Origin of the sequence: Candidatus Poriferisodalis sp. (assembly GCF_965215815.1) — a bacterium.
Taxonomy (GTDB): Bacteria; Actinomycetota; Acidimicrobiia; order Acidimicrobiales; family Poriferisodalaceae; genus Poriferisodalis.
The window spans coordinates 1,270,761-1,297,266 of the sequence record NZ_CBDCEO010000013.1; the positions used below are offsets into that span (position 1 = coordinate 1,270,761).

Consider the following 26,506-nt stretch of genomic DNA (forward strand, 5'->3'; position numbering starts at 1 on the left):
GTTCGCCAGAGGGCTTTCTCGTAGGCTCTGCCAGATGTCTGAGCCGACCATGGCCGAGCGGCTCGAAGAGCTGGCCCGCCGTCGCGTCGAGGCGCTGAACGCCGGCACCGAGCGCGCCATCCAGCGGCAACACGACAAGGGCAAGATGCTCGCCCGCGAGCGCATCGAGTACCTCTTCGACGAGGGCACCTTCCACGAACTCGACATGCTCGCCCGTCACCGGGCCCACGATGTCGGCCTCGAAGAGCGCCCCTACACCGACGGCATCATCACCGGCTGGGGCAACATCGACGGCCGCAAAGTCTTCGTCGCCAGCCAGGACTTCACCGTCTTCGGCGGCGCCCTCGGCGAGGTGTTCGCCGAGAAGACCCACAAGGTCATGGATCTTGCCGAATCGGTCGGCGCCCCCATCGTCGGCCTGAACGACGGCGCGGGTGCCCGCATCCAGGAAGGCGTGGTCTCCCTCGCCGGCTACGGCGGCATCTTCCGCCGCAACGTGCTGGCCTCGGGCGTCATCCCGCAGATCAGCGTGATCATGGGGCCGTGCGCCGGCGGCGCCGTCTACTCGCCCGCCATGACCGACTTCATCTTCATGGTGCGCGACTCCAGCCACATGTTCATCACCGGACCCGACGTGGTCAAGACCGTCACCGGTGAGGACGTCACCCTCGAAGAGCTCGGCGGCGCCGGCTCGCACAGCACCAAGTCGGGCGTGGCGACGTTCGTGGCCGCCGACGAGAAGGCGGTGCTCGACGACGTGCGCTACCTGCTGTCGTTCCTGCCGTCGAACAACCTGGATGCGCCGCCCACCGTCGAGCCCACTGACGAAGCCGACCGCTTGTGCCCGGAGCTGCGCGACCTCATGCCGCAGAACTCCAACGTGCCCTACGACATGAAGCAGGTCATTTCCGACGTGGTCGACGACGGCGACTTCTTCGAGTACCACGCCGCCTGGGCCGGCTCGATCGTGTGCGGTTTCGCTCGGCTCAACGGCCGTTCGATCGGCGTCGTCGGCAATCAGCCGATGGTGATGGCCGGCGTGCTCGACATCGAATCCTCGGAGAAGGCCGCCCGCTTCGTGCGCTTCTGCGATGCCTTCAACATCCCGCTGCTCACGTTCGTGGACGTGCCCGGCTTCCTGCCCGGTGTCGACCAGGAGCACGGCGGCATCATTCGCCACGGCGCCAAGCTGCTTTACGCCTACTGCGAGGCGACCGTGCCGCGGGTGCAGGTCATCACCCGCAAGGCCTACGGCGGCGCGTACGTCGTCATGGATTCCAAGTCGGTGGGCTGCGATGTCAGCTTCGCTTGGCCGACCGCCGAGCTGGCCGTGATGGGCCCGCAGGGAGCGGTGGAGATCCTCTACCGGCGCGAGCTGCAGCAGGCGGCCGACCCGGACGCCCGTAAGGCAGCGCTGGTCGACGAATACAGCCGCAAGTACGCAAACCCCTACATCGCAGCCGAGCGAGGCATTATCGATGCGGTCATCGATCCCACCGATACCCGCCAGAAGGTCATTGCCGCATTCGACATGATCGGTGCCAAGCGCGAGGAACTTCCGCGCCGCAAGCACGGCAACATCCCACTGTGACCGAGTCACAGATGTACACAGCGAGCCACGGGTGACAGGGTCCGTCATCAGCTCGTCGCATGTGGCCATCTCACCCGCGGCGAGCGCGGAGGAAGCCGCCGCCATCGTCGCCGCACTCGAGCTGCTGTGGCCTCGTCCCGCTCCGGCTCCAGGCCATGCCGGCCCGCCCAGCAAGTGGCGCTTCAGCGGCCGCCCATGGCAGGCCCCCGCCCGGTGGCCCGCCGTCCGCTACCGCTAGCCGTGTCAGCCGGCCCGACTCCCGACACGCCCATGCCGCTCGAAGGACTGCGGGTGGTGGACCTCTCGTCGGTGTTCGCAGGACCGCACTGCGCCCGCTACCTGGCCGACTTCGGTGCCGACGTCATCAAGGTGGAGCGTCCGGGCGGCGACACCGTTCGCAACATGGGTTGGCGCGACTCCGACGGCGGGACGCTGTGGTGGCGTCTCGTGAACCGCAACAAGCGCTGCGTGACCCTCGACCTCAAGGCCTCCGACGACCTGGCGCTGCTGCAACGCCTGCTGGCGGTCGCCGACGTGCTGGTGGAGAACTTCCGACCCGGCAAGCTCGAGGCTCTCGGCCTGGTTCCCGACGAGCTGATTGAAGCCAATCCGAAACTGGTGATCGTTCGGCTGACCGGCTTCGGCCAAGACGGGCCCTATCGCGACCGTCCCGGCTTCGCCACCCTTGCGGAAGCCATGAGCGGCTTCGCCTCGATGAACGGCGAGGCCGACGGAGCCCCGCTGCTGCCGCCGGTTGCGCTCACCGATGAGATCGCCGGACTCGCGGGCGCGTTCGCCGCGCTGGCGGCCGTGCGCAGCGGCGTCGGTCAGGTTGTCGATGTCAACCTGCTGGAGTCCATGTCGCAGGTGATGGGCCCGCTCATGACCGCCTGGCACACCGAGGGCTACCTGCAGCCCCGGCTGGGATCGGGCATTCCCTACAGCGTCCCCCGTGGCACCTACCAGGCGTCCGACGGTGGCTGGCTGGCCGTGAGCACTTCGAGCGACTCGGTTGCCGCCCGGGTCATGGCGATGATCGGCGTGGGAGACGACGAGCGCTTCACGACATTTGAGGGACGTATGGCCCACCGCGCCGAGTTGGACACGGCAATGGCCGAGTGGGTGTGCCAGCGGACGCTCGCCGAGGCGGTGGCCGCCTTCGACGAAGCGCAGGCCGCAGCAGCACCAGTGCTCGACATGAGCCAACTCTCCGACGACCCGCACGCCACCGCACGCGGCGTGTTCGTGGAGGTCGACGGGCTGGTGCAACAGAACGTGGTTGCCCGGCTCAGTGCCACGCCCGGCCGGGTCCGCTGGACCGGCCGCCCCGAAGGCGCCGACAACGCGTGCCTCGCCGGCGTCGAAGACGCTGGCCGCAGCGGTGCTGATCCCTGGCCCGAGCCCTCAATGCGATCCTGAGACTCGCAGCAGTGGCGACCTGCGTCACGAACGACCCTGCGCGTCCATGAGTCCCGTGCGCTCCTGAGCCTCCGTCGTTCGGTTCACGCGGAACTGACGAGGCCGTCCTCGGCACCGCGGAACCAATAATGTACACGGTCACGTGAAATACCGACATGTGATATTCCGAGTGCATACGAAAGGCTCTGAGTGCACAATTCGGCGAACTCGGGGGGGCTACGCGTTGCTGCGGCGACCGTTGTTCTGGCGGCGACGTGGTGGCTGCCGGGCACCCAACCGGCGAATGCGCAAGCTCACATTGTTCTCTCGCTGAGCCCTACCAGCGTCGCCGCGGGCGCCGCGGACCTGAGCGGCTTCACCGACTTCCGATCTGAAGCGCTGAGCAGCAGAGAGCCTCTGTCGGACACCCACATCATCGATGCCGATCAGCCTCCCAGGATTGATCATGACGATCCGATCGAGGTGCCGGAGGATCGCACGGACACCACAGGCCTGGCCGCCACCGATCCGGACAGCCCGGGCAGTGCGCTGACCTGGTCGATCCCGGGGGGCGCAGGCGGCGCGGACGCGATGCACTTCGTGCTCGATGCGCAGGACGACTTGGCATTCGCCGAGCCCAAGGACTACGAGCTGCCCGACGGCGCCGTCGGTGATCGGATCTACGAAGTCATGGTGAGCCTCAGCGACGGCCTGACGTCGCTGACTGCGGACCTGACGGTCGTGCTGGCTGACGTGGACGAGCCGCCGGTCGTGACGGGAAGCCGGTTGGTGCGCTTCGCAGAGAACAACACCGTGGCGGTGTCGAGCTACAGCGCCCAGGATCCTGAAGGCGCTGAGGTGCAGTGGGGGCTGTCAGGCACAGACGCTGCAGTATTTGTGATCGACGGCGGCGTGCTGAGCTTCGTATCCCCGCCGGACCGGGAGATGCCCGCTGATCGTGGTGGCGACAGCGTGTACGACGTTGTCGTCGAAGCCTTTGACGGTGCCCTGGTTGCCTCGTTCTCCGTCGTGGTGCTGGTGACCGATGTTGACGAGGCGCCGACAGTGTCCGGCCGCAGCGAACTGACTGTCGATGAGCACACGTCGGGCACGCTTGCGCGCTACAGCGCTGTCGATCCCGAGCGTCGCTTGGTCGCATGGCAGTTGTCGGGTGACGACGCGGCCGCGTTCACGATTGCCGACGGTGCGCTTGCGTTCAAGTTCCCAGCGGATTTCGAGGACGAACAGGATGCGGACAGCGACAACGTCTACGAGGTGACTGTCGAGGCATTTGACGGCCTCAATACGGGTGCGCTGGATCTGCGCGTGCAGGTGGAGAACGTGGACGAGCCAGGACTCCTGTCGTTGTGGCCGCTGCAGCCTCGTGTCGGCCAGGCACTCAGTGCGTTGCTGAACGATCCTGACATCATCGAGGCAGCGTCAGTGGTGTGGGGCTGGGAGCGTTCGTCCGATCGGGTGTCATGGACGACGATCGGCACGGCCGAGGCGGATGCCTACACACCGGTTGCACAGGATGTGGGCACGTACTTGCGTGTGACTGCCACCTATGCCGACGGCGAGGACGCCGGCAAGCGGGTCACGAGGGCGTCCGCAGGAGCGGTCGACATGGCCCTGTCGACAAACCGGTCACCGGAGTTTCCGAGGGACGCACCCACGTTCAGCATCGCCGAGAACGCTCCATTCGGCACGCTCGTGGGCATTCCGGTGCAGGCGACCGATCCAGACGGCGATGTGCTGAGCTATTCGCGGGGACGACGGGTGTTCCACGGCGCCGCATTCACGATTGACCGCCAAACGGGCCAACTGCGCACCGCATACGCGTTCGAATACGAGTCATTCCTCAACACGCTCGTCGTGTTGGTCGTGGTCATCGACCCTTCCGGCGCCGACGATACAACGTATGTGACCATTGCCGTTGAAGACGTCGATGAGCCTCCCATGGTGGACGCGCCCGGGGTGGCCTACATCGAAGAGGGGTCGACCGTTGCGGTCTGCGTGTGCACCGCCGTTGATCCTGACGGCGACGCGACGCCTACTTGGCGTCTGTCGGGACCCGATGCGCCGGCATTCGAGCTTGACGCGGGCACGCTCCGATTCGTAACACCTCCAGACTATGAGGCACCCGCAGACAGGGGCCGCGACAACGTGTACGAGGTGAGCGTCGTCGCGAACGACAGCGGCGGCGACGGTACAGCCGACATCATCGTCAATGTGGTCGATGTCAACGAAGCGCCGATCCTGAGCGGGCCGTCCGAACTCAGCGCGACTGCTCCCACCACAGCAACGGTGGCTTCGTTTGTGGCAGCTGATCCCGAGGACGATCCTGTCAGATGGTCGCTGGCAGGCGACGACGCGCAACGGTTCTGGATCGATGACGGCCGCTTGAGATTCCGCGCACCGCCGAGCACAGACCAGCCTGCAGATGCCGATGCGGACAACGTGTACGACATTGTCGTCGTTGCCACTGACGGCGAGTTGGCTGCCGAGTTCGCAGTCGAGGTAACAGTCACCGCGCGACCCGCGCCGAGCGGCGTCGGACCCATTGGCTCAGGCGGTGGCGGCGGGTCGCGTGCGCCATCAGCGTTACAGCTGCGCCGGATCGCCGGACAGGATCGCTTCGGCACGGCGCGTGCAGTGATGGCCCGGTGGGCCGACGTCACCACCGGCAGGCCCGATACGGCGGTGCTGGTATCGGGCGATGCGTGGCCGGACGCGCTGGCAGCCGCGGGTCTGGCGGGAACGCTGGGCGGTCCGGTGCTGCTGGCCGGTCCCGACGGTCTCGATGAGGCGCAGGCCACGGCAGCCGCGGTGGCAGGCATCACCCGCGTCGTGGTCGTCGGCGGCGAGGCAGTGGTGCCGTCGACGGTCCTGGATGACCTCGACGGGTTTGAGGTGAGCCGCGTCGCTGGCACTGACCGGTACCGAACCGCTGCAGCCGTAGCTCGGCACACCGGAACCGCTGGAGCGTTTCGCAGCCACGGCGCCACGGCGATCGTGGTGAGCGGCGAGGCATTTGCCGATGCGATCGTCGCGGGTCCGCTGGCTGTTGCGGGCAAGCACCCGGTGCTACTGACCCAAGCGGAGAGGCTGCCGGATGCGGCACGGGAAGCACTCGCGGCGCTTGCCGTCCGTCATGTCGTGATCGTCGGCGGTCCCGCTGCGGTGTCCGATGCCGTCGAGCAAGCAATAGAGGCGTTGGGCATCGCGGTAACCCGGGTCGCAGGAGCGGACCGTTATGGCACTGCGGTGCGGTTCGCCCAGTTCGCATTCGCCGATGCTGAGCATTTCGGGTTGGCGAGCGGTGCAGTGCCATTCGATGCGCTGAGCGCCGCCGCATACCTCGGCCTCCTCCGTGCTCCCGTGCTGCTCACCGAAACCGACGCACTGCCCGAAGTGGTACGTCGTCACCTGCGCGTGGCCGAGGCCGAGACCCTCGAGATCGACATCTTCGGCGGTGCGGCGGCTGTCTCGTCAGCAGTCATCAGCGAGCTACGCGACGCGCTGCAATAGGCGACCGGGAGACGTCGAGACACCGCACAGCCGACCTCAGTCGGTCGATCTCAGGCTGTGACGGCCCGAGGCGAGCACTCAGCTCAGCCTTCGTCGTCGATCGGCGCCACGCCCTTGAGTCTCAGCAGCACCGATCGTGCGAACTTCAGCATCGGATACGTGACCCGTGAGATCAACGGCGAACTGAACGCCAACCGGTTGAACTTGTTGAAGGCACCACGATCGGTGGACAGGAGCGCAAGCACATGAAGCGCTTCGTGACCGACGAAATATCGGTCACCGATCTTCACCACCATCCCGTCGTTCAGATCGTGCGGCAGCTGTCGGACCTCGTCGACGACCGGGCCGCCTTGCCGGGCGTTAACCAGAACAAACTCTTGGACTGATTGCTTCAGTCTGAGATATTGGGCGTAGTTGTTGCACATCGGACACTCGCCGTCATAGACCAGCCAGACGTGACGCGGCTCTCGCGGCTGCAGTGACAATTGACGGCGTTTCGCGACCCGAAACGGCATGCCAATGATCGGCAGCGACCGAATGACGCCGGAGAGAGAAGATCGGGTGGGTGCGAGGGGAGACAGCACCAAGAACAAGCCCAACATAATGATGTTCAGGGAAAACGAAATGTTCATCAGCAAGTCGCTGGTGATGTGGAAAAGCATCAGAACAATGCCAAATGGCCGATGCAGATGGGGCCGGAACACGACCAAGAGCGCAAAGAGCTCGATATAGAGCGTCAGCCACCACATCGACTGTGCCAGCCAGTTGTGTTGCGCAACGAACGGCAAGAGGAACGGTATGTTGTCCGCTTCGAGCAGCGCACGATCCAAGAGGATTCTCGTCATTGCGTCGGGTGAGAACACCTCAAGGCGGCCATGCCAGATCTTCCAGAAGCCCGACAACGTGTACGGCAACAATATGAGGCCCTGCGCAAACCAGAAGACGGTGAGGCATGACAGCACGTTCTTTCGCGCCATACGCCGCCCTTGATCGCGACCCGGCAAGAACAACAAAGCGAAGCCGATGAAGAGCATGACGTGGTATCCGTGGTTGATGGAACCGTAGGAATTGCTGAGCGCCACGTGCAGCAGCAGATAACCGAAGCTGCCCAGGCGCCACACCAAGAACCTCGGAAAGCTCGCAGCTGCGATGGCGAAGAGCAAGCCGACCACCGTCACTGCATTGTCGTTGGCGAACCACCCCGTGCCGGTGAGCTGTTGCAGCGCCTTTATCAGCCAGATCGGCGCAGTAGGAGGTCGCCCCATATAGGCCCAACCAAACTGGAGCCCTAAGGTGCCGAGCATGTTGAACACAAGAAAGAGATAGTAGAAGCGGCTCAGCAAGACAATATCGGCTGCAGCGCGAGCGAGATCGGCCGGAGAGCGGCGCTCAGCTTCTCCAACTTGGAGCAGGGACTTACGGACCCAGCGCGTCGTCCGAGACATGCGCACGACTGCCTACTCTGTTCCCGTGAACGGAAGAATGCGGCCAGTCTCAGTATTCCATTGGCCTATAACCGTACGCGGTCGATAGAATTCGGTCCTGGTCGCGACTCCGTCGGCAAGATCATCTATCCCGTCTCGAACATCATGCAGGTCTACGTCGGCTTCGATGATGCTGAAATCGATACTGCGATCACCCAAAGCCTGCTGAACGATGGGAAACAGGACATCGGTCACCGTGTCGTCACATGCGATGTCCTTGCTGCACGCCACAGCTGAAGTTCTCAGTGCCTTCCAGTCCCGGATGTCTGTGCTCGGAATCAGATAGCGGGGTTCATCGGCCGGCTCGCCATCTATGGCATCGATGACAAGGGCATATTCGGTTGTCTGCCAATCGGGGATAGTCGCAAAGAGCCGCCAACGGAAGAAGGGAAAAACCTCAGAATGCTCCTCTTCGACCACGGAGTTGAGCGGGATCATGACCAGGTACAGGACAAAGAAGGCCGGTACAAGTAGCTTGGTCAGCCGGTAACGGCTCTTGAGCAAAGAAGTTGTCCCCATGAATCCACAGACCCGGCGCTGATTGCTCAACTTGGATGCGTATGAGGATACGGTCAGGCGGAGCTGGCCCGTGACTGCTCGGCCAATTCCGCGATGTCGGCCATGATCGCTGACAGCTCATAGTCCTTCGGCGTATAGATGGCGGTTACACCGGCTTCACGCAGCGCCTGATGATCGGCCGGCGGGATGATCCCGCCCACCACCACGGGAGCGCTCACGCCTTCGGCGTCGAGACACGCCAGCACCTCGGGCACCAGCTCGAGATGGCTGCCTGACAGGATCGACAGCCCCACCACGTCGACGTCCTCGTCACGGGCAGTCGCAGCGATGTGGGCCGGCGTCAGCCGGATGCCCTCGTACACCACTTCCATGCCGGCGTTGCGCGCTGCCACCGCCACCTGCTCGGCGCCGTTGGAATGGCCGTCAAGTCCCGGCTTGGCCACCAGCACCCGTGGCGGCCCGCCCGCCATCTGGGCGCAACGCTCAGCCACCGATGCCAGCCCCGATCTCACCGAAGCAGGGCTGCGGGCCCCTACGCCACCCAGGCCCGTCGGCGCCCGGTATTCCCCGAACACCTCGCGCAGCGCCTGGCTCCACTCGCCGGTGGTGACCCCGGCGTGGGCGGCTTCGATGGTCGGCCCCATGATGTTGACATCGCCCGACGCGGCAACCCGCAGGTCGTCGAGCGCCGCCACCACCCGGTTTGAGTCCCGGGCCCCCCGCCACTGTTCGAGATCGGCGATGAGCTCGGCTTCGACGTCGGGATCCACCCGCAGGATCGATTCGTCGCCTTCCAGCGGCGACGGGGCGGTCTCGGTGAACTCGTTCACTCCCACCACGGTCAGCTCGCCGCTCTCGATCTGGCGCACGCGCTCGGTGTGGCTCGCGACCAGGCGCCGCTTCAGCTCCTCGATGGCGCCAAAGGCGCCGCCCATGCCCAGCACGTCATCCAACTCAGCCTGCGCAGACGTCACGAGCTCGGCCGTCAGGCCCTCCACCACAACCGAGCCGTCAAAGATGTCGCCGTACTCCAGCAGGTCGGTCTCGTGTGCCAGCACCTGCTGGATCCGCAGCGACCACTGTTGGTCCCATGGCCGCGGCAGCCCCAGCGCTTCGTTCCACGCGGGCAGCTGCAATGAGCGGGTCCGTGCCCGCTGCGACAGCGTCACGCCGAGAGCTTCAAGCGTGATGCGTGCCACGTTGTTCTCTGGCTGGGCTTCGGTGAGGCCCAGCGAATTCACCTGTACGCCATAGCGGAACCGGCGCAGCTTCGGGTCGGCCACGCCGTAGCGCTCAAAGCAGATCCGGTCCCACATCTGGGTGAGGGCCCGCACTTTGGCGACCTCCTCCACGAACCGGATGCCCGAGTTCACAAAGAACGAGATGCTGCCGACGGTGGCGTCGAAGCGATCAGGCGGCACCTTGCCGCTGTCGCGCACGGCATCGAGCACGTCGATGGCGGTCGCCAGCGCGAAGGCGATCTCCTGGGTGGGCGTGGCGCCGGCTTCTTGCAGGTGGTAGCTGCACACGTTGATCGGGTTCCATTGCGGCACGTGCTGCGAGCAGTAGGCAACGACGTCGACGGTCAGCCGCCGGCTGGCCTCGGGGCCGTAGATGTAGGTACCCCGGCTGAGGTACTCCTTCACGATGTCGTTCTGGGTGGTGCCTCGCAGGTCGTCGGAGCGCACGCCCGCGTTCTGCGCGTTGGCGATGTACAGGCTCAGCAGCCATGGCGCCGTGGCGTTGATGGTCATCGAGGTGTTCATGGCCTCGGGCGGGATGCCGTCCATGAGCTGGGCCATGTGGCCCAGGTGCACCACTGGTACGCCGACCTTGCCCACCTCGCCGCGTGCCATCGAATGGTCGGGGTCGTAGCCGGTCTGTGTCGGCAGGTCGAACGCCACCGACAGTCCGGTCTGGCCCTTGGCCAGCATCGACCGGTACAGCTCGTTGGACGCCCTTGCCGTGGAATGCCCCGAGTACGTACGCATCAGCCACGGCCTTGAGCGCCGTGGCGGATCGGAGGCAGTCACCGGCCTTAGCCGTCGAGCATGCGGAAGACCATCGGGCGCAGCCAGATCTCAGGCAGCGGCCGGGTGATGGCCTCGGCCAGAAGCTCCAGATACGCCGCGCGTTCGACTTCCACGGCTCCCAGCCCGGCCAGATGCGGTGTCGTCCACTGCACGTCCACCAGCGCGCCGCCGGTCACCTTGAGCGCATCCACCAGCGCCACCAGCGCCACCTTGGAAGCGTCGCTCTCGGTGTGGAACATCGACTCGCCGGCGAACAGGGCGCCGATCGCCACCCCATAGAGGCCGCCTACCAGCTCATCGTCGAGCCAGGTCTCCACGCTGTGCGCCCAACCCAGCTCGTGCAGCTCCCGATAGGCGTTTCCCATGTCGCCGCTGATCCAGCCGTGGGGTCGGGCGGGATCGGCGCACGACTCCAGCACCTGCTCGAAGGCGGTGTCGATGCGGATGTCGAAGCGCCTGCAAGCCCGACGCAGCGATCGGCTGACTCGGAGGTAGCTGAGCGGCAGGATGCCGCGTGGGTCCGGCGACCACCATCCGACGGTGTCGCCCAACGGCATCGGGAACAGGCCCGTACGGTAAGCGCCCAGCAGCGTGCCGGCTACGAGGTCGGCACCCGCTCCCACAAGGCCGTTCTCATCGGCTGTCGACGCTGGCGGGAATGACCATCCCGACGCAGGCGGCTCCGTCGGGCCGTCTTCTGACTGGCGCTGCATCAGCGCGAGCCTAGGCGTGATCTGGTCGAAATGCCGCTTGACGTGCTGGCGTGCGGGCCGCGCTCTGGGCTAGCTGCGCGCATCGGTGTATGCGTTGATCTGAGCGTCGGTCGCTTCGGAGATCGTCATGCTGTGCACCACGACTTCATCGACCGGGGCGTCGGCTGAGTCGGTCTCGACGCCCTCGATTGCCAAGACGACGTCCATGCCGTTGACGACGTGACCGAGCGGCGAGTACAGAGGCGGCAGCGAGGCGCCGTCGGGACCGGTGATGACGAAGAACTGGGAGCCGTTGGTGGCCGGATTCCCACGGTTGGCCATCGCAACTGAGCCGATCCGGTACCAGTCCTCTTCGGGGAAGTCGCCGGTGAATTGGTAGCCGGGACCGCCGGTGCCGTACTGCAGTTGCACGTCGCCACCTTGGATCACGAAGCCAGCGATGATCCGGTGGAAGAGTGTCCCGTCGAAGGCTCCCCAGCGCCCCAGCACCACGAAGTTGTTGACGCTGTCGAGGTCGAGCGTTGGGTCGAGCACCATGGTGAAGTCGCCCATGCTGGTTTCGAAGGTTGCGGCGTACATCGCCTCGATGTCGATGCAGAGCGGGTGGGGCCCGTCGAATTGGTTGCGGGTGCCGTCGCTGCCGTCAGCGGCAGGGCAGCCCGTCTTTTCTGGCGCGGCGGCCGCGGTGTCGTCGGGGCTGTCGTCGGCCTCAGTCTCAGCTTCAGCCTCGGTGGCCGGCGGCGCTTCATCGCTCGGCTCGTCAGTCTCGAACACAGTGACGTCGGGCGCCTCGGTGTCAGTGACCACTGCGCTGTCACCGCTCGTCGGGGTCATCGCCGGTGAAGGTGCTCCACAGCCACAGCCCCACCAGCACGGCTGCCGCGATGAGCACGATTCGGAACACTTTGCGGGCCACGGTGGAACGCTTCTTGACGCGTTCGGCTTGGGCCACTGCCCGCATGCGGTTCTCGCGCTGGCGCTGTCTCTTCTCGCTGCTCATGAGCGGCGTTCTCCGTGCCCTCGGCCCGCATGGTGCGGGCGCAATCTTGGGGCTCAAGGTGGCCCCTGACCAGTACCGGCGGTCACACTACCGATGCCCGCTGGGTGGCCCCCATGGGGCGAGCGCAGAAAGACCCCCGGTACCCTCGCTCGGCGTGCCGTTGGTCGTGCAGAAGTTCGGTGGAACGTCGATCGCCAGCGCCGCGCGCATGCGCGAGGTTGCCGACCACGTGAAGCACTGCCGCAGCCGCGGCGACGAGATCGTGCTGGTCATCAGCGCCATGGGTTCGGAGACCGACGAGCTCATCGCGCTGGCCACGCAGATCTCCGATGAGCCAGCCGGCCGTGAGATGGACATGCTCATCACGGCGGGCGAGCGCAAGGCGATCGCGCTCATGTGCATGGCACTCCATGACGTGGGCGTCCCGGCGGACTCGTTCACCGGCAGCCAAGCGGGGTTTGTGACCGACACGAACCACCGCAACGCCAAGATCCTGTCGGTCACCCCGAAGCGGGTGACCGTGTCGCTCGAAGCCGGGCGCGTCGCTGTCGTGGCGGGTGCCCAGGGGGTGTCCACCGACAACGACGTGACGTTCCTGGGCCGCGGCGGTTCGGACACCACCGCGGTGGCGCTCGCGCACGGCCTCGGCGCCGACGCCTGCGAGCTCTACACCGACGTGTCGGGGGTGTTCACCACAGATCCACGGGTGTGCCCCAATGCTCGGAAGTTGGCAAGCATCGGCTTCGACGAATTGCTCGAGATGACCGCAATGGGCTGCCCCAAGCCGGCCACCCGCTCGGTCGAGGTTGCCCGCACGTACGGCGTTCCCTTGCACGTGCGCTCGGCATTCACATGGGAACCGGGAACGTGGGTCATCGACACGGAGTCAGGCATGGACGCGAGAGAAATGGAAAAGCCAATAGTGACCGGCGTAGTGCCGGATACGTCGCAGGCCAAAGTCACACTGGTCGGCGTACGCGACGAGCCGGGGATCGCCGCCAAGGTGTTCCGTACGCTGGCCGATGCCGCGGTCAACGTGGACATGATCGTGCAGAACGTGGGCGACCACGACCGCACCGACATCTCGTTCACCGTTCCAGCAGAGAGCGCCGATGAGGTGCGAGCCATCTGCGAGGGCATGGTGGACACGGTGGGCTTCGCCTCGGCGAACACCGATGCCGGCATCGCTCGGGTCTCGCTCGTCGGCGCCGGCATGGCCAGCCATCCCGGCGTGGCCGCCACCATGTTCGAGACGCTGGCAGCCCAGAACATCAACATCGAGATGATCTCCACCTCGCCGATCCGCATCTCCTGCGTAGTAGCCGAAGCAGACGTAGACCAAGCCACAGTGGCCCTGCACACAGCCTTCGGCCTCGACTGACCAGCCGAGAAAATCACAGAAGCCAGCTGAACCGACCTCGGTAGCCTCAGATCCATGCGCGTAGGAATCGTGGGAGCCACCGGCCAGGTAGGCGGCGTCATGCGGGACATCCTCGCCGAACGGGACTTCCCGATCGACGAGCTGCGGCTGTTCGCATCTGCCCGCTCTGCCGGCCGCAAGCTGTCGTGGAACGGATCCGAGATCGCTGTTGAGGACGCTGCAGCAGCCGACTTCACCGGACTCGACATCGCCCTGTTCTCGGCGGGCAAGACCACGTCGCTGGCGATCTCCGAGCGGGTCGTCTCACAGGGTCCGACGGTCATCGACAACTCTTCAGCGTGGCGCATGGACCCCGATGTCCCGCTGGTGGTGCCGGAGGTGAACGCCAAGGAGGTGTTCAACGCGCCGAAGGGGATCATCGCCAATCCAAACTGCACGACGATGGCGGCGATGCCTGTGCTGGCGCCGTTGCACGCTGAGGCCGGTTTGGTGTCGATGGTGGCGGCTACCTACCAGGCGGTGTCCGGAGCGGGCCTCGCCGGCGTCGACGAGCTCGACCGTGCCTTGGCTGCGACCACCAAGGGTGCCGCTGCACTCACCTTCGACGGCGATGCTGCCACCCACCCGGCCCCGGACAAGTTCCCAGGCCCGATAGCTCACAACGTGCTGGCACAGGCGGGTAGCTTCGTCGACGACGGCAGCGGCGAAACCGATGAAGAGCAGAAGCTCCGCTACGAGAGCCGGAAGATCCTGGGCATCGGTGATCTGGCGGTATCGGGCACCTGTGTGCGGGTGCCGGTGTTCACCGGGCACTCGCTTGCGCTGAACCTTCGCTTCGAGCGAGCGATCTCGCCCGAGCGCGCAACACAGTTGCTGGCCGATGCGCCGGGTGTCGAGCTGGCCGATCTGCCCACACCGCTCAGCGCAGCGGGCCGTGACCCGTCCTACGTGGGTCGCATCCGCCGCGATCCCACCGTCGAACACGGCTTGGCCCTGTTCGTAGTCGGCGACAATCTCCGCAAGGGAGCGGCGCTCAACGCGGTGCAAATCGCCGAGGTTCTCTCGGCGATCTAGGACTTGTCGCCGCGGCGCACTTCCACTTCGGCGCCCGGCACCTCAGGCTCGTCGTCGACGATCTCGGCCGGGAAGCCGGGTGCCGCAATGGTCCGCCCCGTGGATTCCTCGAGCCGCCGGATGATGTTCGGCGACCACTCCCGGTCGCCGTAGCGAGCGGCACCGTCGGCGAACACCTCCACCAGCAGCGGCGACAGCTCCAGCGGCAGGCCCTGTTCAGCGGCAATGTCGGCGAACAGGCCGATGTCCTTGCACACCAGGTCCATGGTGAAGTTGATGTCCCGCGAGCCATTCAGGATGACCTGACTCTCGGTTTCGTGAACGAACGAATTGCCCGAGCTGATGCGGATGGCCTCATACGCGGTGGCTAGGTCCATTCCCGCCGCTTGGGAGGTGACCAAGGCCTCGCACAGCGAGACCAGATTGGCCGTGGCCAGGTAATTCGTGACCACTTTGAGAATCGACGCGGAGCCCAACGCTCCGGTGTGCAGGATGCGGCGTCCCATCGTCGTGAGCAGCGGCAGCATCGCCTCGAAGGTGTTCCGCTCGCCGCCGGCGAAGATCGAGATGTTGCCGGTGGCGGCCCGGTGGCAGCCACCCGATACCGGGCAGTCGATGGCGGCCCCACCAGTGGCTTCCACAAGCGCGCCCAGCCGACGGACCTCGTGGTGATCGGTGGTGCTCATCTCGGCCCAGATCTTCAAACCCGATCCGGCCGACCCGGCTGGGGCGCCTGAGTTGGCTGCCCGGGTCGAGGCGAATCCTGCCAGCACTCCGTCGGGCGCTTCGAGCACTGCCGCGGAGGCGGCCGGCGTGGGCAGGCAAGTGATCACCACTTCGCAGCGCTCCGCCAGCTCAGCACCCGATGAGGCCTCGCTCGCACCGGCATCCAGGAATGGCGCCATCGCGCCCGGATCCAGGTCGCGCACGATCAGGTCGAACCCGTTGCGCTGCAGGGAGCCGGCCAGCTTGCCGCCCACATTGCCAAGCCCGATGAAACCCACCCGGCGCGCTGCGTCCGATTCCATCACGCCCATCTATTGTCGCGAGCGCGGCGAAGCCTTGCGCTCGCATAAACCGGTCGGGCAGGCGGGATTTGAACCCACGACCTCTTCGTCCCGAACGAAGCGCGCTACCAACCTGCGCTACTGCCCGTTTGCGATCACCGCTGGCTGATCGCTCCGGCTGAAGTTACCGGTCTCGCAAGCGCAAGCGCTACCGGAATGTACGGCCGCCTATGTGGCGCTCGCGGCGTCTCGCTCCAGCAGCTCGTGCGCGGTGCGCCGCAACTGCAACGGGTTGAGCGGCTTGACCAGCCACGCATCGGCGTCGCAACGCCGGGCCAAAAAGACGTCGGCTTCCCGGTCGGCCAGCATCAGCACCGGCACCCGCGGCAGCCTGCCCATGCCCGATTCGAGCCGTAAGTCCAAGCATGTGGCCATGCCGCCCATGTTGCCGATCTGGAAGTCCAGGATCACCAAGTCAGGTGTGCTGGCCTCCACAGCGGGCCGAACCTCTTGCCCTGATCGCACGACTCGGAAGGTCACGTCGGCCCCGGAGAGCGCGGCGGCCACCTCTTCGACGACCCAGTCTGCATCGGTGGCCAGAAGCACGTCGGTCACGATGGCGCAGGGTAATGGGGTCTGCACTGCAGGGCGTCGTGTCGCGGCCGGTCCGGCTTGCGTCGCACATTTGGGCAGCGCTCCTAGAGTTCGGGCCGTTGCCGATCCAGGGAGCCTGGGTGAACGCACGACAGAACCGCCGTCGCTGGTTCGCGCGCCTCGCTGCCGCGACGCTGCTGGTGTCTGGCGTGTTGGGCCTGGCCATCTCGCCGGCGTCCGCTCACGACGAGCCGGCTGATCACACCGAAGACTCCGACAACCCCCAGATCGTGGGCGACGACGGTTCCCGACAGATCGTCGTGGTGGAGGTCAACGGCCTCATCGATCCGATCATGGCGTCGTACATCAAGCGGGAGATCGTCACCGCGCAAGGACGTCACGCGATCGGCGTGGTGCTGCAGGTTGAAAGTGCCGGAACCACGCTCGACGATCCCGCACTCGTCGAACTGCTCGACAATGTGCGCCTCGCGCACCTGCCGGTGGGGGTGTGGGTCGGACCCAGCGGCGCGCAGGCACTCCGAGGCGCTGCCCACCTGGTCACCACGGCCGATTTCGCCGCGATCGCGCCCGGCGGTCAGATCGGCGACTTCACCGCAGTGCAGGGCCTCATTCATGCCCATGGACCCGATGCCGAGCGGTTCCACCGTCACGACGACGACGGGCGTCACTCGGGCACGAGCGTCCGGTACTTCGACGCCGACGCCGCCATGGGCGAGGGTCTCACCCACAGCACGGCTCCCTCGATCGGCGAGTTCATCTTCGCCATGTCGGATGCGGGCTACTTGCCGCCGATCGGGCAGAACGTCACTGGTGACGACGGTGTGGTGCGGCGAGCCCCGGCCCCCGATGTGGTCGTGTCGTTCGTCAAGCTGCCGCTGCTCGACGGTCTGTTCCACACCGCTGCCAGCCCGGCGGTCGCCTATCTGCTGCTGCTCGCCGGGTTGTCGTTGCTGCTGCTCGACTTCTACACCGGCGGCATCGGCGTTGCCGCGGTCGTGGGTGCTGTGTGCGGTCTGCTTTCTGCCTTCGGCTTGGGGACACTCGACATTCGACCGTGGGCGCTTGCGCTGCTCATCGCAGCCTTTGTGGCGTTCGCTGTGGACATCCAGACGGGCGTGCCGCGCTTTTGGACTGCCGTGGGCGGCGTGGCGTTGCTCGTCAGCTCGCTGTGGCTGTTCGGCCAGTATTCGATGAGTTGGATCCCGCTGGTCGTGGGCCTCGTGATGGTCGGCGTATTCGTGCTGTCGGGCATGCCTGCGCTGGTCCGGACCCGGTACGGCACCGCCACGGTGGGCCGGGATTGGCTGATCGGGGTTGAGGGCACTGCGGCGACCGATATCGATCCCGACGGCACCGTCAAAGTTCACGGTGCTCTGTGGCGGGCCAGAGTGAACCGGCTGACGCCGCTGCAAGCGGGTGAACCGCTGCGCGTCAGCGGCATCAGCGGGGTGGTGCTGGAGGTGGAACCGCTCGAAGGTGCAGCGGTGGACTACCGCGAGATGCGCAAGAAAAGGGCCGATCCGACGGTTTCCGAAACCGAATGAGGTTTCGTTTACCTCTTGTCAAGTGAATTTTTGTCATCTAGTGTTCCCCCCGACAAGGGGGACATATGAGCGCTTTGTTGGTCGAAGAGTGGCAGGACAGTGCAGCTTGTCGAGGACCTCAAGCGGCGGTGTTCTTCCCGCCGCCCCGCACTGAGCGACGTGACGAGAAGGCTGAGCGCGAGGCGCGAGCCAAAGCCATCTGCAACCAGTGTTCGGTGATCGGTGACTGTCTCGGTCACGCGCTGGACGTGGGTGAGGCGCATGGCATCTGGGGCGGGCGCAATGAGATCGAGCGCCGCAACTTGCTGCTCATGCAAGCCGACGCCAGCTAGCAGTTCCTCACAGTCTCGGCAGCCACCACTCGCTGGCGCTGCGCGCCGGCGCGGGTTCAGTCCTGCACTGGCGTCAACCAGGTATCGGGGGCAGTCGCGGCCCGGCAATGCGAAGGTCCCCCCGTCGACGCGTCACCCCCGTTCGGTCCAGGTAGCCCACCAGCGGCAGCGCGTATTTGCGTGTCGTGCCCAGTTCTTCACGGATCTCGGCCACGGTGACGCCGTCCGGCTGAGCGCTCAGCAGGCCCGCTATCCGCTCGGCTGCGGCCTCGATGGCAGAGTTGGCAAACCAGATCCCATCTGCGTGAACCAGATCGCCGCGCCCCAACAGCGCCAAGAGCTCCTGCCGGGTAACACCGCTTGGCTCGGGCGGTGAGAAGGGCGCCGCTGCCAGCTCGGCGATGACGGGATGGCTGGCGAGCACATCTGCCGCGTCCGCCGGCCGGGCGCGCCCGGCGTCGATCACGATCCCGTCGAGGACTTCGATCGCAAGACGCTGCCGTTCGTCGAGCCCAGCCAGGTCCAGGCCGAGGGGGCCGGCCCGCTCGACTCTCTCTCGCATTTCGTCGAGCAGTGTGTCCAGCAGTTCGGGCGGCGCCACCCAATCGCCCAGTACGGGCTGGATGCGTTCGCCGGTCAGTCGCTCGAGTTGCGCCGCCTCCACCCAGCCGCGCTCGGCAAGCATGCGCTCGGGCCGGGCGTCGGGGGTGGCGACCGAAGCTCGCAGCTGCGGATCGGGATCGAGCACGGTGCCGCCGCCGATGGTCTGCCCCCGGCCGAAGTCCCGCAGCACGAAGCGGTCGCCGAGCACGAGCGGCAGCGCTACTGGCAGGTGCAGCCGGGCGTAGCCGGTCTCGCCGGGAGCGATGCGTTCGGGTCCAAGCACTCGCAGCCGTACGGGCCATTCGCCCGATCCGAGGTAGAAGGCGTAGGCGCCCCGCCGGGTGACATCGCTGCCGAGGCTGTCCAGCACCCTCAGTTCCACGTCGATGCTGCGGGTGCGGTGCCACTGGCCCGGCCGCACGAGCGCGATGCCGCGTCCCAGGTCGTCGGCATCGACACCGGTCAGGTTGAGCGCGACCCGATGTCCCGGTCCGATGCGTTCGACCGCAGCGCCTTGGGTCTGGATTGCTCGAATCCGGGCCGTACGGCCGCCCGGTGCGGTCGCCAGCTCGTCGCCGGCTGCCACGCCACCGCCTGCCAGCGTGCCAGTCACAATGCGGCCCGCTCCCGTTGCGGCGAACGAGCGGTCAATCCACAGGCGGGGCCGGTCTCGGTCCGATGCCGTGGGCGTGGCAGCGCACAGCTCGTCGAGCGCGGCCCGCAGCTCGTCGAGCCCGGTGCCGTCGATGGCGTCGGTGGCAATCACGGGAGCGTCTTGGAGGAACGTGCCCTCGACGTGGTCGGCAATGTCCATCCGGGCCAGCTCGGCCAGCTCGTCGTCGACCAAACCGATCTGGCTGAGCACCACCACGCCGTGCGAGATGCCGAGCAGCTCGAGGATTGCCAGGTGCTCGGCCGATTGCGGCTTCCAGCCCTCGGGCGCAGCTACGACGAACAGGGAGGCGTCCACCGCCCCGACGCCGGCCAGCATGTTCTTCACGAAGCGGATGTGCCCGGGAACGTCGACGAAGCTGACTTGCCTGCCTGACGGCAAGGCGCAGAACGCGAACCCGAGGTCGATGGTGAGCCCGCGCTCCTTCTCCTCGGCCAGCCGGTCGGGATCGGTGCCGGTGAGTGCGCGCACCAGCGTGGACTTGCCGTGGTCCACGTGCCCTGCAGTGCCGACGATGTGCACGGTGCCAGCTTGCCCCGCCCGAGCCGGATTGCGCCGAATGCTCGCAGGAATGGCCGGGCCCGGGAATCGGCTTGTGTAGCTTGTTGTCGCGACCCTAGGGTCGCTGGTGGACCTAGACGGAATCGAACCGTCCGAGGCGGGCTATCAATCCAGCTCGGCGCACCAGCGCTAGGCCCTCGAGGGCCGCACTCTTCGGGGTGCGGCTCTCGTCATGCTGGCAGGCAGAGCGTCAGTGACTTTCATCAATTTCTGATCACGCCGGGCGCGCCGCGGAGGCGACCCACGTGCGCAATGCGGTGATTTGGGCTACTGGCCCAGTGCCTGGTTCACCGCAGCGGCGACGACGGCATCGTCGGCGGGATCGACGGTGCGCAGGTCGATCACGGTGGTCTGCTCGTTGACGCGGGCGATGACCGGCGGATCGAATGCGCGCAGTGCGGCTGCGTGATCGCCGTCGAGCTCGATGCCAGCGGACGGGATCTCCTGGCCGGGCAGCGAACCCGCGCCAGCCAGCGCCGTCGTGCGTGCCGACTGGCCGACACCGAGCGTTTCGGCCCGCTGGGCAAGCTCATCGACCGGCACCTTGGCCATGCGCCAGAAGGGGATTGCATCGGCATCGCGACGCAGGTACGCCAGCGCCACCGACTGCAACGCATCCAGCACCAGCGAGCCGGGCCGGAATGCCCGCATCAGCGGGTGTGCCGCGCACGCAGCCACCAGATCGGCGTTGCCGCAGATGATTCCGGCTTGTGGGCCGCCCATCAGCTTGTCGCCGGAGAACGTGACGAGCGCAGCGCCCGCTGCAAGGGTCTGGCGCGCACCCGGCTCGCCGGCCAGCCACTCGGGCCGGGCCCCCAGCCACGGGCATCGCTCATCCAGCAGACCCGATCCCAGGTCGGACACCACCGGCGGCCCGATCTTGGCCAGGTCCGCGACGTCGGCCTCTTCGGTGAAGCCGGTGATGCGGTAGTTGGAGGGGTGCACCTTCAGCAGCAGCGCAATGTCGTCCCGCTCGACAGCCGCCCGGTAATCGCCAGCCCGGGTGCGGTTCGTTGTGCCCACCTCCACCAGCCGTGCACCCGATTGCTCCATCACCTCGGGAACCCGGAAGCCGCCGCCGATCTCCACCAGTTCGCCACGCGACACCGCCACACCGCGGTCCCGGGCCAGAGCGGCCAGCACCAGGGTCACCGCCGCTGCGCAGTTGTTGACGACCAGGGCGGCTTCGGCGCCAGTCAGCGTCGCCAGCAGCAGCGACGCGTGCGAGGTGCGTGAGCCACGCCGTCCCGACGTCAGGTCGAACTCCAGGTTGCTGAACCGCACCGGTCCGTCGTCGCCAGGCTCCAACCCGAGCGGAGCCCTGCCGAGGTTCGTGTGCAGCAGCACCCCGGTTGCGTTGATGGCCGGCCCCAGCAAGCTGCGTCGCAGCCGGTGCGCTTCGTCAGCGGCTGAGTCGGGATCGCCGGCGGCAATAGCTGCCCGGGCGGCGATCACCAGCAAGGCGTGCGGCAGGCCCACATCTGCGATCCGCAGCGCCAGGTCGTTCACCGACGGCGGCCTCATCGCCCGGACACTACCGCCGCCCCCTCACACGCCCGTCGGTAACGTCCCTGAGGCTGTGCCGACGACTGGAGCCGCTGTGACTGATGCTGACGCGACTGACGCTGGCGCACCTGCCGAGACGCCGCTGCGGCAGGCAGCCACCGTGATGCTGGTCCGCGACGGCACCGACGGGCTCGAGGTGTTCATGCTGCGCCGCAACCCGCGCAGCGAGTTCGTCCCCGGCCAGTTCGTCTTCCCAGGCGGTGCTGTCGACGCAGAGGATCGGGACGACCCCGGCTTGGAGGCGGTGTGCATCGGCCTCGACGATGCGACGGCTTCGCGGCGGATCGATGTCGATCACGGCGGTCTCGCCTACTGGGTTGCTGCCGTGCGCGAATGCTTCGAAGAAGCCGGTGTGCTGCTGGCCCGCAACGGTGCCGACTATGTGTCGTTCGACGACCGCGAGACGGCGCAGCGCTTCGGGACCTTGCGCCGGCAGGTCTACGACGGCGAACTCCGGCTCGCGCAGATGTGCCTGGACGAAGGCCTGGTGCTGGAACTCGACGATCTCCGCTACGTGAGCCACTGGATTACCCCGGTCGGCCCAACGCGCCGATTCGACACTCGCTTCTTCATGGCCCATGTGCCCGAGGGCCAAGAGCCGCTGCACGACGGCAGCGAGACCGTCGAGAGCACCTGGATCCGGCCCGCCGACGCCTTCGAACAGCACGCCGATGGAAGCTTCATGATGATCTTCCCCACGATGAAGAACCTCGAGCCAATGCTCAAAGTCGACACGGTCGCAGACCTGCTCGCCTGGGCAGACGAACTCGAAGACATCCCCGCCCTACTGCCAGCAATAGCAGTAAGCCCCGAAGGTGAAGTCCTCACCCTGCTCCCCGGAGACGAGGGCTTCGAAGAAGCGTCAGCCAACCCCCCACCCCCAGGCTCCATGCCCTAGAGGCGCACTTTCGAGGAGTCGGCGGTCGAAGGGGGTCAGTGAGCGACCGGCACAAACAGCCGGCGCCCAGCCCGCTGGAAAAAGCAGACCCTCAGCCGCCGCCGCTTCACCGAACGTCCGCAGGCCCGCACAGGCTCCGCGGAACGGACCAGGGGGTACGCTTCGGCGCGCTCTGACATGAATCATATTCATGACAGTTTGAGTGCGCTAAGGGGACCGCGGTGGCCGCTCAAGGACCGACCAAGCGCACACCGCGCCGACGGAGGATCCTGGCCGCCGTGATCGCCGCAACGCTGGCGGGCATCACCGCACCGACGCTGCCCGCAGCAGCCGACACCCCCGCTGTCGCTGCCAGACCCACCGGGCTGCGAGTCACAGCAGCAGCCCACGACCAGATCACCATCGCATGGGACGACCCCGGCGACGCCTCGATCACCGGCTACCAGGTGCTGCGACGACTGCGCGATTCCTATCAGATAGGCCGCTTCGACATCATCGCCGCCGACACCGCCACAGCCGGCACCGTGTTCACCGACACCGACGTGACTGCGTCGACGCGGTACGTGTACCGGGTCAAGGCCATCAACGCCGTCGGCATCAGTGCCCAATCCACCTTCCTGCGCGCACGATCCCCCCCCCCCCCACCATCCGACAACAACCCTGACAACGGGGACGACAACAGCGGTGCCGTGACCCCCGATACGGCGATCATCCGCAGCGACATTCCCCATCCCGACAAGCTCACCGGCGACGAAACCGATTTTGTCCGCAGCACGGTGTTCGTCGATCCGCCACTGCTGGTGTCCTCGATGCAGACCGTCGTCGCGGCCGATTTCGGCCGGTACGGCGATGTGGGTCTGGCGTCGGCGAATTCGGATCCCAAGAGCATGTGGTCCGACGGGACGACGCTGTGGGTGGGCGACGACGCCGACGAGAAGGTGTACGGGTACGAGCTGGCGGGCGGGTCGCGGGTGTCGTCGAAGGACATCGCGGGGGTCACCGCCCAAGCGGTGATCGTGACGGGCTTCGGGGACCGGCTGTGGACCGGCGACGAGGCCAACCCGGGCGCGGACAACGAGCATCCCCACGCCTACGCCTACGACCTGCCGGGGCTCGCGCGCTCCTCGGGGCACGATTTCGCGTTGCGGCGCATCGTGGGCTCCGATTTCGTGGGAGCGACCTCCAACCGGGCCATGACCTCCGACGGGAACCATCTGTGGGTCGCCGACACCACCGAGGTCGTGCAGGCGTTCGCGCTGTTCGACGACCCCGAAACCGCAGGCGACGACACCGGCGCGAAGGACACCGACGCGGACATCGACTTCGACGACAACGGCGACGGGTTCGCCCCCTACGGGATCTTCACCGACGGCGAGACCGTGTGGGGCGTCGAGCGCGCCAACAGCACCGCGCGTGCGATCAGCCTCGCCGACGGCGAACGCGTCGCCGCCCTGGAGTTCGAACTCCACGCCGACAACGACCACCCCCGAGCGATCTGGTCCAACGGGGTCACCATGTTCGTCCTCGACGACGACGACAACAAGATCTACACCTACCGCATCGGTGTTCCGGAGGTGTTAGGTGTGCCGGTTGGGGGTGTGGCTCATGTGTCCGCGGGCGGGTATCACTCGTGCGCGTTGAGCGGCACGGACGCGGACACTGAGGTGACGTGTTCTGGCGGTTACGCGTCGTTGGGCAGTGACGCTGCGGTGCCTTCGGCGGGCAGCAGCCGTCACTATGAGACAGTCACTGCGGGCGGGTTCCATTCGTGCGCCTTGTTGGACAACGGCACAGTGAAGTGCTGGGGCAACAACAAGTACGGCCAGGCACCGGCGGATCGTTCGCACACCGACACGACGCTGGAGTACATATCGGTCGACGCGGGTGTGTGGCACACGTGCGCGGTGGTGTCCGATGGGTCGTTGGACTGCTGGGGCCGCAACGACGACACCCAGCTCGACGCGCCCGAGCTGGGAACGGGCCTGGAGTGGATCCAGGTGTCCGCGGGGGGCTATCTGGCGGGCATCAGAACCGATGAGGGATCGTCGCACTCGCGCACCTGCGGGCTGGTGATCGACGGAACCGTGCGCTGCTGGGGCGATGTCTCATTCGCGCTGGACCAAGTACCCCCCGCAGGCGGGAGCCACTTCTACACGTTGGTGTCGGTCGGAGGCGCGCAGGCATGCGCTACCCGCTCCGACGGTGCGCTGGTGTGCTGGGGCGACCCCGCCCCGCTGCGCGGTGCCGGCGATCTCGGCACAGCACCCCAGATCGACTGCGACACCGACAGCGCCAGCAGCGACGACGGGTCCGCCCAGCGGTGCCGCGCCGTGATCTTCTCGCCCACGGGGCGAGGCTGGGACTCAGTGTCAGTCGGGGTGTGGCACTCCTGCGGCACCACCGGCGGGGAGATGTTCTGCTGGGGCAACCGGACATGGTTCGACGATTCCGGCAAAGCCCACCACCATCCCCAGCACGACCCGCTTTGGGCCTACAACGCGCCCCGCTCAGCCCAGCCCGACAACGCCCGCCACGCCTCCGCGGGCTACTGGCATACCTGCTGGACCTACGGCACCGAGACCGCGCCCAAAGTCATCTGCACCGGGGACAACGGCCTGCGACAAGCACGCTGGAAAAAGAAATCCCTCGGCTAGACGATTGAGTTCGCAGAGGGGGGGGGCTAGCTACGACGGGCGCTGAAGGTGACCGGGATCGGACCCTCCAGACGGGCAGTGCAAGTGCCCATGTCCACCGGCGGGCAGACCTCGGTGACCAGCAACTCTGTTATCCGCTCGAACACATCAGCTGCGGGCCCGCCGGCACCATTGCCGGTCACAGGCTCACCAGCGTCGCCGCCGGCGGACACGGCGGCTTCCAGGGGAATCGAGCCCAGCAGGGGCACGCCCAGATCGGCGGCCAGGCGCTCGCCACCCCCCTCGCCGAAGAATGACCATCGCTGCCCGTCGGGCGCGATGAACGCACTCATGTTCTCCACCACACCCAAGATCGGCATGTGGCTGCGACGAGCCATGTCGGCCACACGCACGGCAACTTTCTGCGCGCTGAGCGCGGGCGTGGTCACCACCAGCATCTCGGCCTGCGGCAGCAGTCGGGCCAGCGCCATCTGCACATCGCCAGTGCCGGGGGGCATGTCGATGAGCAGATAGTCCAGCTCGCCCCAGTCCACGTCGTGCAGGAACTGCTCGACGGCCTTGGCAAGCATGAGGCCCCGCCACATCAGGGCGGTCTCCTCGTTCTCCACCAATAGCCCGGTCGAGACGACCTTCAGCAGGCCGGCACCGACGGGCCGCTCCTCGGGCAGGATCTTGCCCCGCTCCTCGCCCACAGCGGGCGGGCGGGCGCCGAGGCGGCCCTCCATGCCGAGCATCCGAGGAACGCTGAAGCCCCAGATGTCGGCGTCCATCACCCCGACGACGAAGCCGCGTGCAGCCAGCGCCGTCGCCAGGTTCACCGTTACCGACGACTTGCCCACGCCGCCCTTGCCCGACGCCACCGCCAGCACTCGGGCGCTGGCGGGCACCTGGCTCGGTGTGGCGTTGTCGCGGGCGGTGCGCCGGGCACGCTCCATCACCCGCGCCTTCTCGGCGGCGTTCAGCTCGTCCCAGTGCAGTCGTACGTTGGTGATGCCGGGCAGCCCAGCGACCCGCGTCTCGCAGTCCCGCTTGATCGTGGCGCGCAGCGGGCAGCCAGCGGTGGTCAGCGCCACGGTGACATGCCCGGTGGTGCCCTCGCGATAGGCGTTGCGCACCATGCCCAGGTCGACGATGTTGTCGCCCAGTTCGGGGTCCATGACGCCGCGAAGGATGGCGATCATCGCCTCGTCATTCACCGGAGCATCGGTGGATGTGCTCACGTTGAGGCAGGGTAACGCCGCCGTGGGTGGGCCCACGGGGGCCGGGGCCTGCTGCGGCGGGCATGGCTCCTCGGGCCTGCTGCACGCGGTTTTGAGCCACGCCTGTGCA

The 26,506-nt window shown here is 66.7% G+C and carries 21 protein-coding genes and 2 tRNA genes; 10 read left to right on the forward strand and 13 right to left on the reverse strand.

Annotation, left to right across the window (positions count from 1 at the left end; translation table 11 throughout):
- Positions 1–49 precede the first annotated feature (49 nt).
- From ACOOHB_RS15825 to ACOOHB_RS15840, 4 genes are all read left to right on the forward strand, one after another.
- Positions 50–1,591 carry an acyl-CoA carboxylase subunit beta gene (locus ACOOHB_RS15825; protein WP_420446921.1) on the forward strand — a complete coding sequence of 514 codons (1,542 nt, stop codon included), beginning with the start codon at positions 50–52 and terminating at the stop codon, positions 1,589–1,591.
- A 31-nt stretch (positions 1,592–1,622) separates the two neighbouring features.
- Positions 1,623–1,829 carry a hypothetical protein gene (locus tag ACOOHB_RS15830; RefSeq protein ID WP_420445771.1) on the forward strand — a complete coding sequence of 69 codons (207 nt, stop codon included), beginning with the start codon at positions 1,623–1,625 and terminating at the stop codon, positions 1,827–1,829.
- 2 nt (positions 1,830–1,831) lie between these two features.
- Complete coding sequence (locus ACOOHB_RS15835; protein WP_420445772.1) at positions 1,832–3,010, forward strand: CaiB/BaiF CoA transferase family protein; 1,179 nt, start codon at positions 1,832–1,834, stop codon at positions 3,008–3,010.
- A gap of 189 nt (positions 3,011–3,199) precedes the next feature.
- Entirely contained in the window at positions 3,200–6,520 is a 3,321-nt protein-coding gene (locus ACOOHB_RS15840; RefSeq protein ID WP_420445773.1) for a cell wall-binding repeat-containing protein, read from the forward strand.
- A gap of 83 nt (positions 6,521–6,603) precedes the next feature.
- Here ACOOHB_RS15840 and ACOOHB_RS15845 read toward each other — a convergent pair whose 3' ends face one another.
- The 6 genes from ACOOHB_RS15845 to ACOOHB_RS15870 all read right to left on the reverse strand — a co-directional run bounded on the left by ACOOHB_RS15845 (position 6,604) and on the right by ACOOHB_RS15870 (position 12,269).
- Entirely contained in the window at positions 6,604–7,965 is a 1,362-nt protein-coding gene (locus tag ACOOHB_RS15845; RefSeq protein WP_420445774.1) for a DCC1-like thiol-disulfide oxidoreductase family protein, read from the reverse strand.
- 12 nt (positions 7,966–7,977) lie between these two features.
- Complete coding sequence (locus ACOOHB_RS15850; protein WP_420445775.1) at positions 7,978–8,553, reverse strand: hypothetical protein; 576 nt, start codon at positions 8,551–8,553, stop codon at positions 7,978–7,980.
- Positions 8,554–8,576: 23 nt separating this feature from the next.
- A complete protein-coding gene (locus ACOOHB_RS15855; protein ID WP_420445776.1) occupies positions 8,577–10,556 on the reverse strand; it encodes a methylmalonyl-CoA mutase family protein in 1,980 nt (659 codons plus the stop codon).
- Positions 10,557–10,561: 5 nt separating this feature from the next.
- Positions 10,562–11,269 (reverse strand): leucyl/phenylalanyl-tRNA--protein transferase, encoded by a 708-nt coding sequence (aat, locus tag ACOOHB_RS15860; RefSeq protein WP_420445777.1) that lies wholly within the window; start codon positions 11,267–11,269, stop codon positions 10,562–10,564.
- A 69-nt stretch (positions 11,270–11,338) separates the two neighbouring features.
- The gene (locus ACOOHB_RS15865) at positions 11,339–12,103 is read right to left on the reverse strand and encodes a peptidylprolyl isomerase (protein ID WP_420445778.1); all 765 of its coding nucleotides are present in this window, start codon (positions 12,101–12,103) and stop codon (positions 11,339–11,341) included.
- A complete protein-coding gene (locus tag ACOOHB_RS15870; RefSeq protein WP_420445779.1) occupies positions 12,084–12,269 on the reverse strand; it encodes a hypothetical protein in 186 nt (61 codons plus the stop codon). The genes ACOOHB_RS15865 and ACOOHB_RS15870 overlap by 20 nt, the downstream gene beginning before the upstream one ends.
- A 154-nt stretch (positions 12,270–12,423) precedes the next feature.
- Here ACOOHB_RS15870 and ACOOHB_RS15875 point away from each other — a divergent pair, with 154 nt between their 5' ends.
- Both ACOOHB_RS15875 and ACOOHB_RS15880 read left to right on the forward strand, forming a co-directional pair.
- A complete protein-coding gene (locus tag ACOOHB_RS15875) occupies positions 12,424–13,650 on the forward strand; it encodes an aspartate kinase (protein ID WP_420445780.1) in 1,227 nt (408 codons plus the stop codon).
- Positions 13,651–13,704: 54 nt separating this feature from the next.
- Complete coding sequence (locus tag ACOOHB_RS15880; protein WP_420445781.1) at positions 13,705–14,724, forward strand: aspartate-semialdehyde dehydrogenase; 1,020 nt, start codon at positions 13,705–13,707, stop codon at positions 14,722–14,724.
- Here ACOOHB_RS15880 and ACOOHB_RS15885 read toward each other — a convergent pair.
- The 3 genes from ACOOHB_RS15885 to ACOOHB_RS15895 form a co-directional block, all read right to left on the reverse strand.
- Entirely contained in the window at positions 14,721–15,752 is a 1,032-nt protein-coding gene (locus tag ACOOHB_RS15885) for an NAD(P)-dependent oxidoreductase (protein ID WP_420445782.1), read from the reverse strand. The genes ACOOHB_RS15880 and ACOOHB_RS15885 overlap by 4 nt on opposite strands.
- Before the next feature lie 53 nt (positions 15,753–15,805).
- A tRNA-Pro gene (locus ACOOHB_RS15890) sits at positions 15,806–15,879 on the reverse strand.
- Between the two features lie 80 nt (positions 15,880–15,959).
- Positions 15,960–16,346 carry a response regulator transcription factor gene (locus ACOOHB_RS15895; protein ID WP_420445783.1) on the reverse strand — a complete coding sequence of 129 codons (387 nt, stop codon included), beginning with the start codon at positions 16,344–16,346 and terminating at the stop codon, positions 15,960–15,962.
- 119 nt (positions 16,347–16,465) lie between these two features.
- On the opposite strand from ACOOHB_RS15895, the gene ACOOHB_RS15900 reads away from it, so the two are divergent.
- Positions 16,466–17,890, forward strand: a complete 1,425-nt coding sequence (locus ACOOHB_RS15900; protein WP_420445784.1) for an NfeD family protein — start codon at positions 16,466–16,468, stop codon at positions 17,888–17,890.
- 65 nt (positions 17,891–17,955) lie between these two features.
- Positions 17,956–18,222, forward strand: a complete 267-nt coding sequence (locus tag ACOOHB_RS15905) for a WhiB family transcriptional regulator (protein ID WP_420445785.1) — start codon at positions 17,956–17,958, stop codon at positions 18,220–18,222.
- Between the two features lie 73 nt (positions 18,223–18,295).
- Here ACOOHB_RS15905 and selB read toward each other — a convergent pair whose 3' ends face one another.
- From selB to selA, 3 genes are all read right to left on the reverse strand, one after another.
- Complete coding sequence (selB, locus tag ACOOHB_RS15910; protein ID WP_420445786.1) at positions 18,296–20,020, reverse strand: selenocysteine-specific translation elongation factor; 1,725 nt, start codon at positions 20,018–20,020, stop codon at positions 18,296–18,298.
- A 104-nt stretch (positions 20,021–20,124) separates the two neighbouring features.
- Positions 20,125–20,196 (reverse strand) — tRNA-OTHER (locus tag ACOOHB_RS15915).
- 130 nt (positions 20,197–20,326) lie between these two features.
- Positions 20,327–21,583 carry an L-seryl-tRNA(Sec) selenium transferase gene (selA, locus tag ACOOHB_RS15920; protein WP_420445787.1) on the reverse strand — a complete coding sequence of 419 codons (1,257 nt, stop codon included), beginning with the start codon at positions 21,581–21,583 and terminating at the stop codon, positions 20,327–20,329.
- A gap of 76 nt (positions 21,584–21,659) precedes the next feature.
- Here selA and ACOOHB_RS15925 point away from each other — a divergent pair, with 76 nt between their 5' ends.
- Together ACOOHB_RS15925 and ACOOHB_RS15930 are read left to right on the forward strand one after the other, a co-directional pair.
- Positions 21,660–22,523 carry an NUDIX hydrolase gene (locus ACOOHB_RS15925; RefSeq protein ID WP_420445788.1) on the forward strand — a complete coding sequence of 288 codons (864 nt, stop codon included), beginning with the start codon at positions 21,660–21,662 and terminating at the stop codon, positions 22,521–22,523.
- A gap of 221 nt (positions 22,524–22,744) precedes the next feature.
- Positions 22,745–25,177, forward strand: coding sequence for a fibronectin type III domain-containing protein (locus ACOOHB_RS15930; protein WP_420445789.1), 2,433 nt, complete (start codon positions 22,745–22,747; stop codon positions 25,175–25,177).
- Positions 25,178–25,203: 26 nt separating this feature from the next.
- On the opposite strand, the gene ACOOHB_RS15935 is transcribed toward ACOOHB_RS15930, so the two are convergent.
- Positions 25,204–26,397 carry an Mrp/NBP35 family ATP-binding protein gene (locus ACOOHB_RS15935; RefSeq protein ID WP_420445790.1) on the reverse strand — a complete coding sequence of 398 codons (1,194 nt, stop codon included), beginning with the start codon at positions 26,395–26,397 and terminating at the stop codon, positions 25,204–25,206.
- Positions 26,398–26,506: the final 109 nt, after the last annotated feature.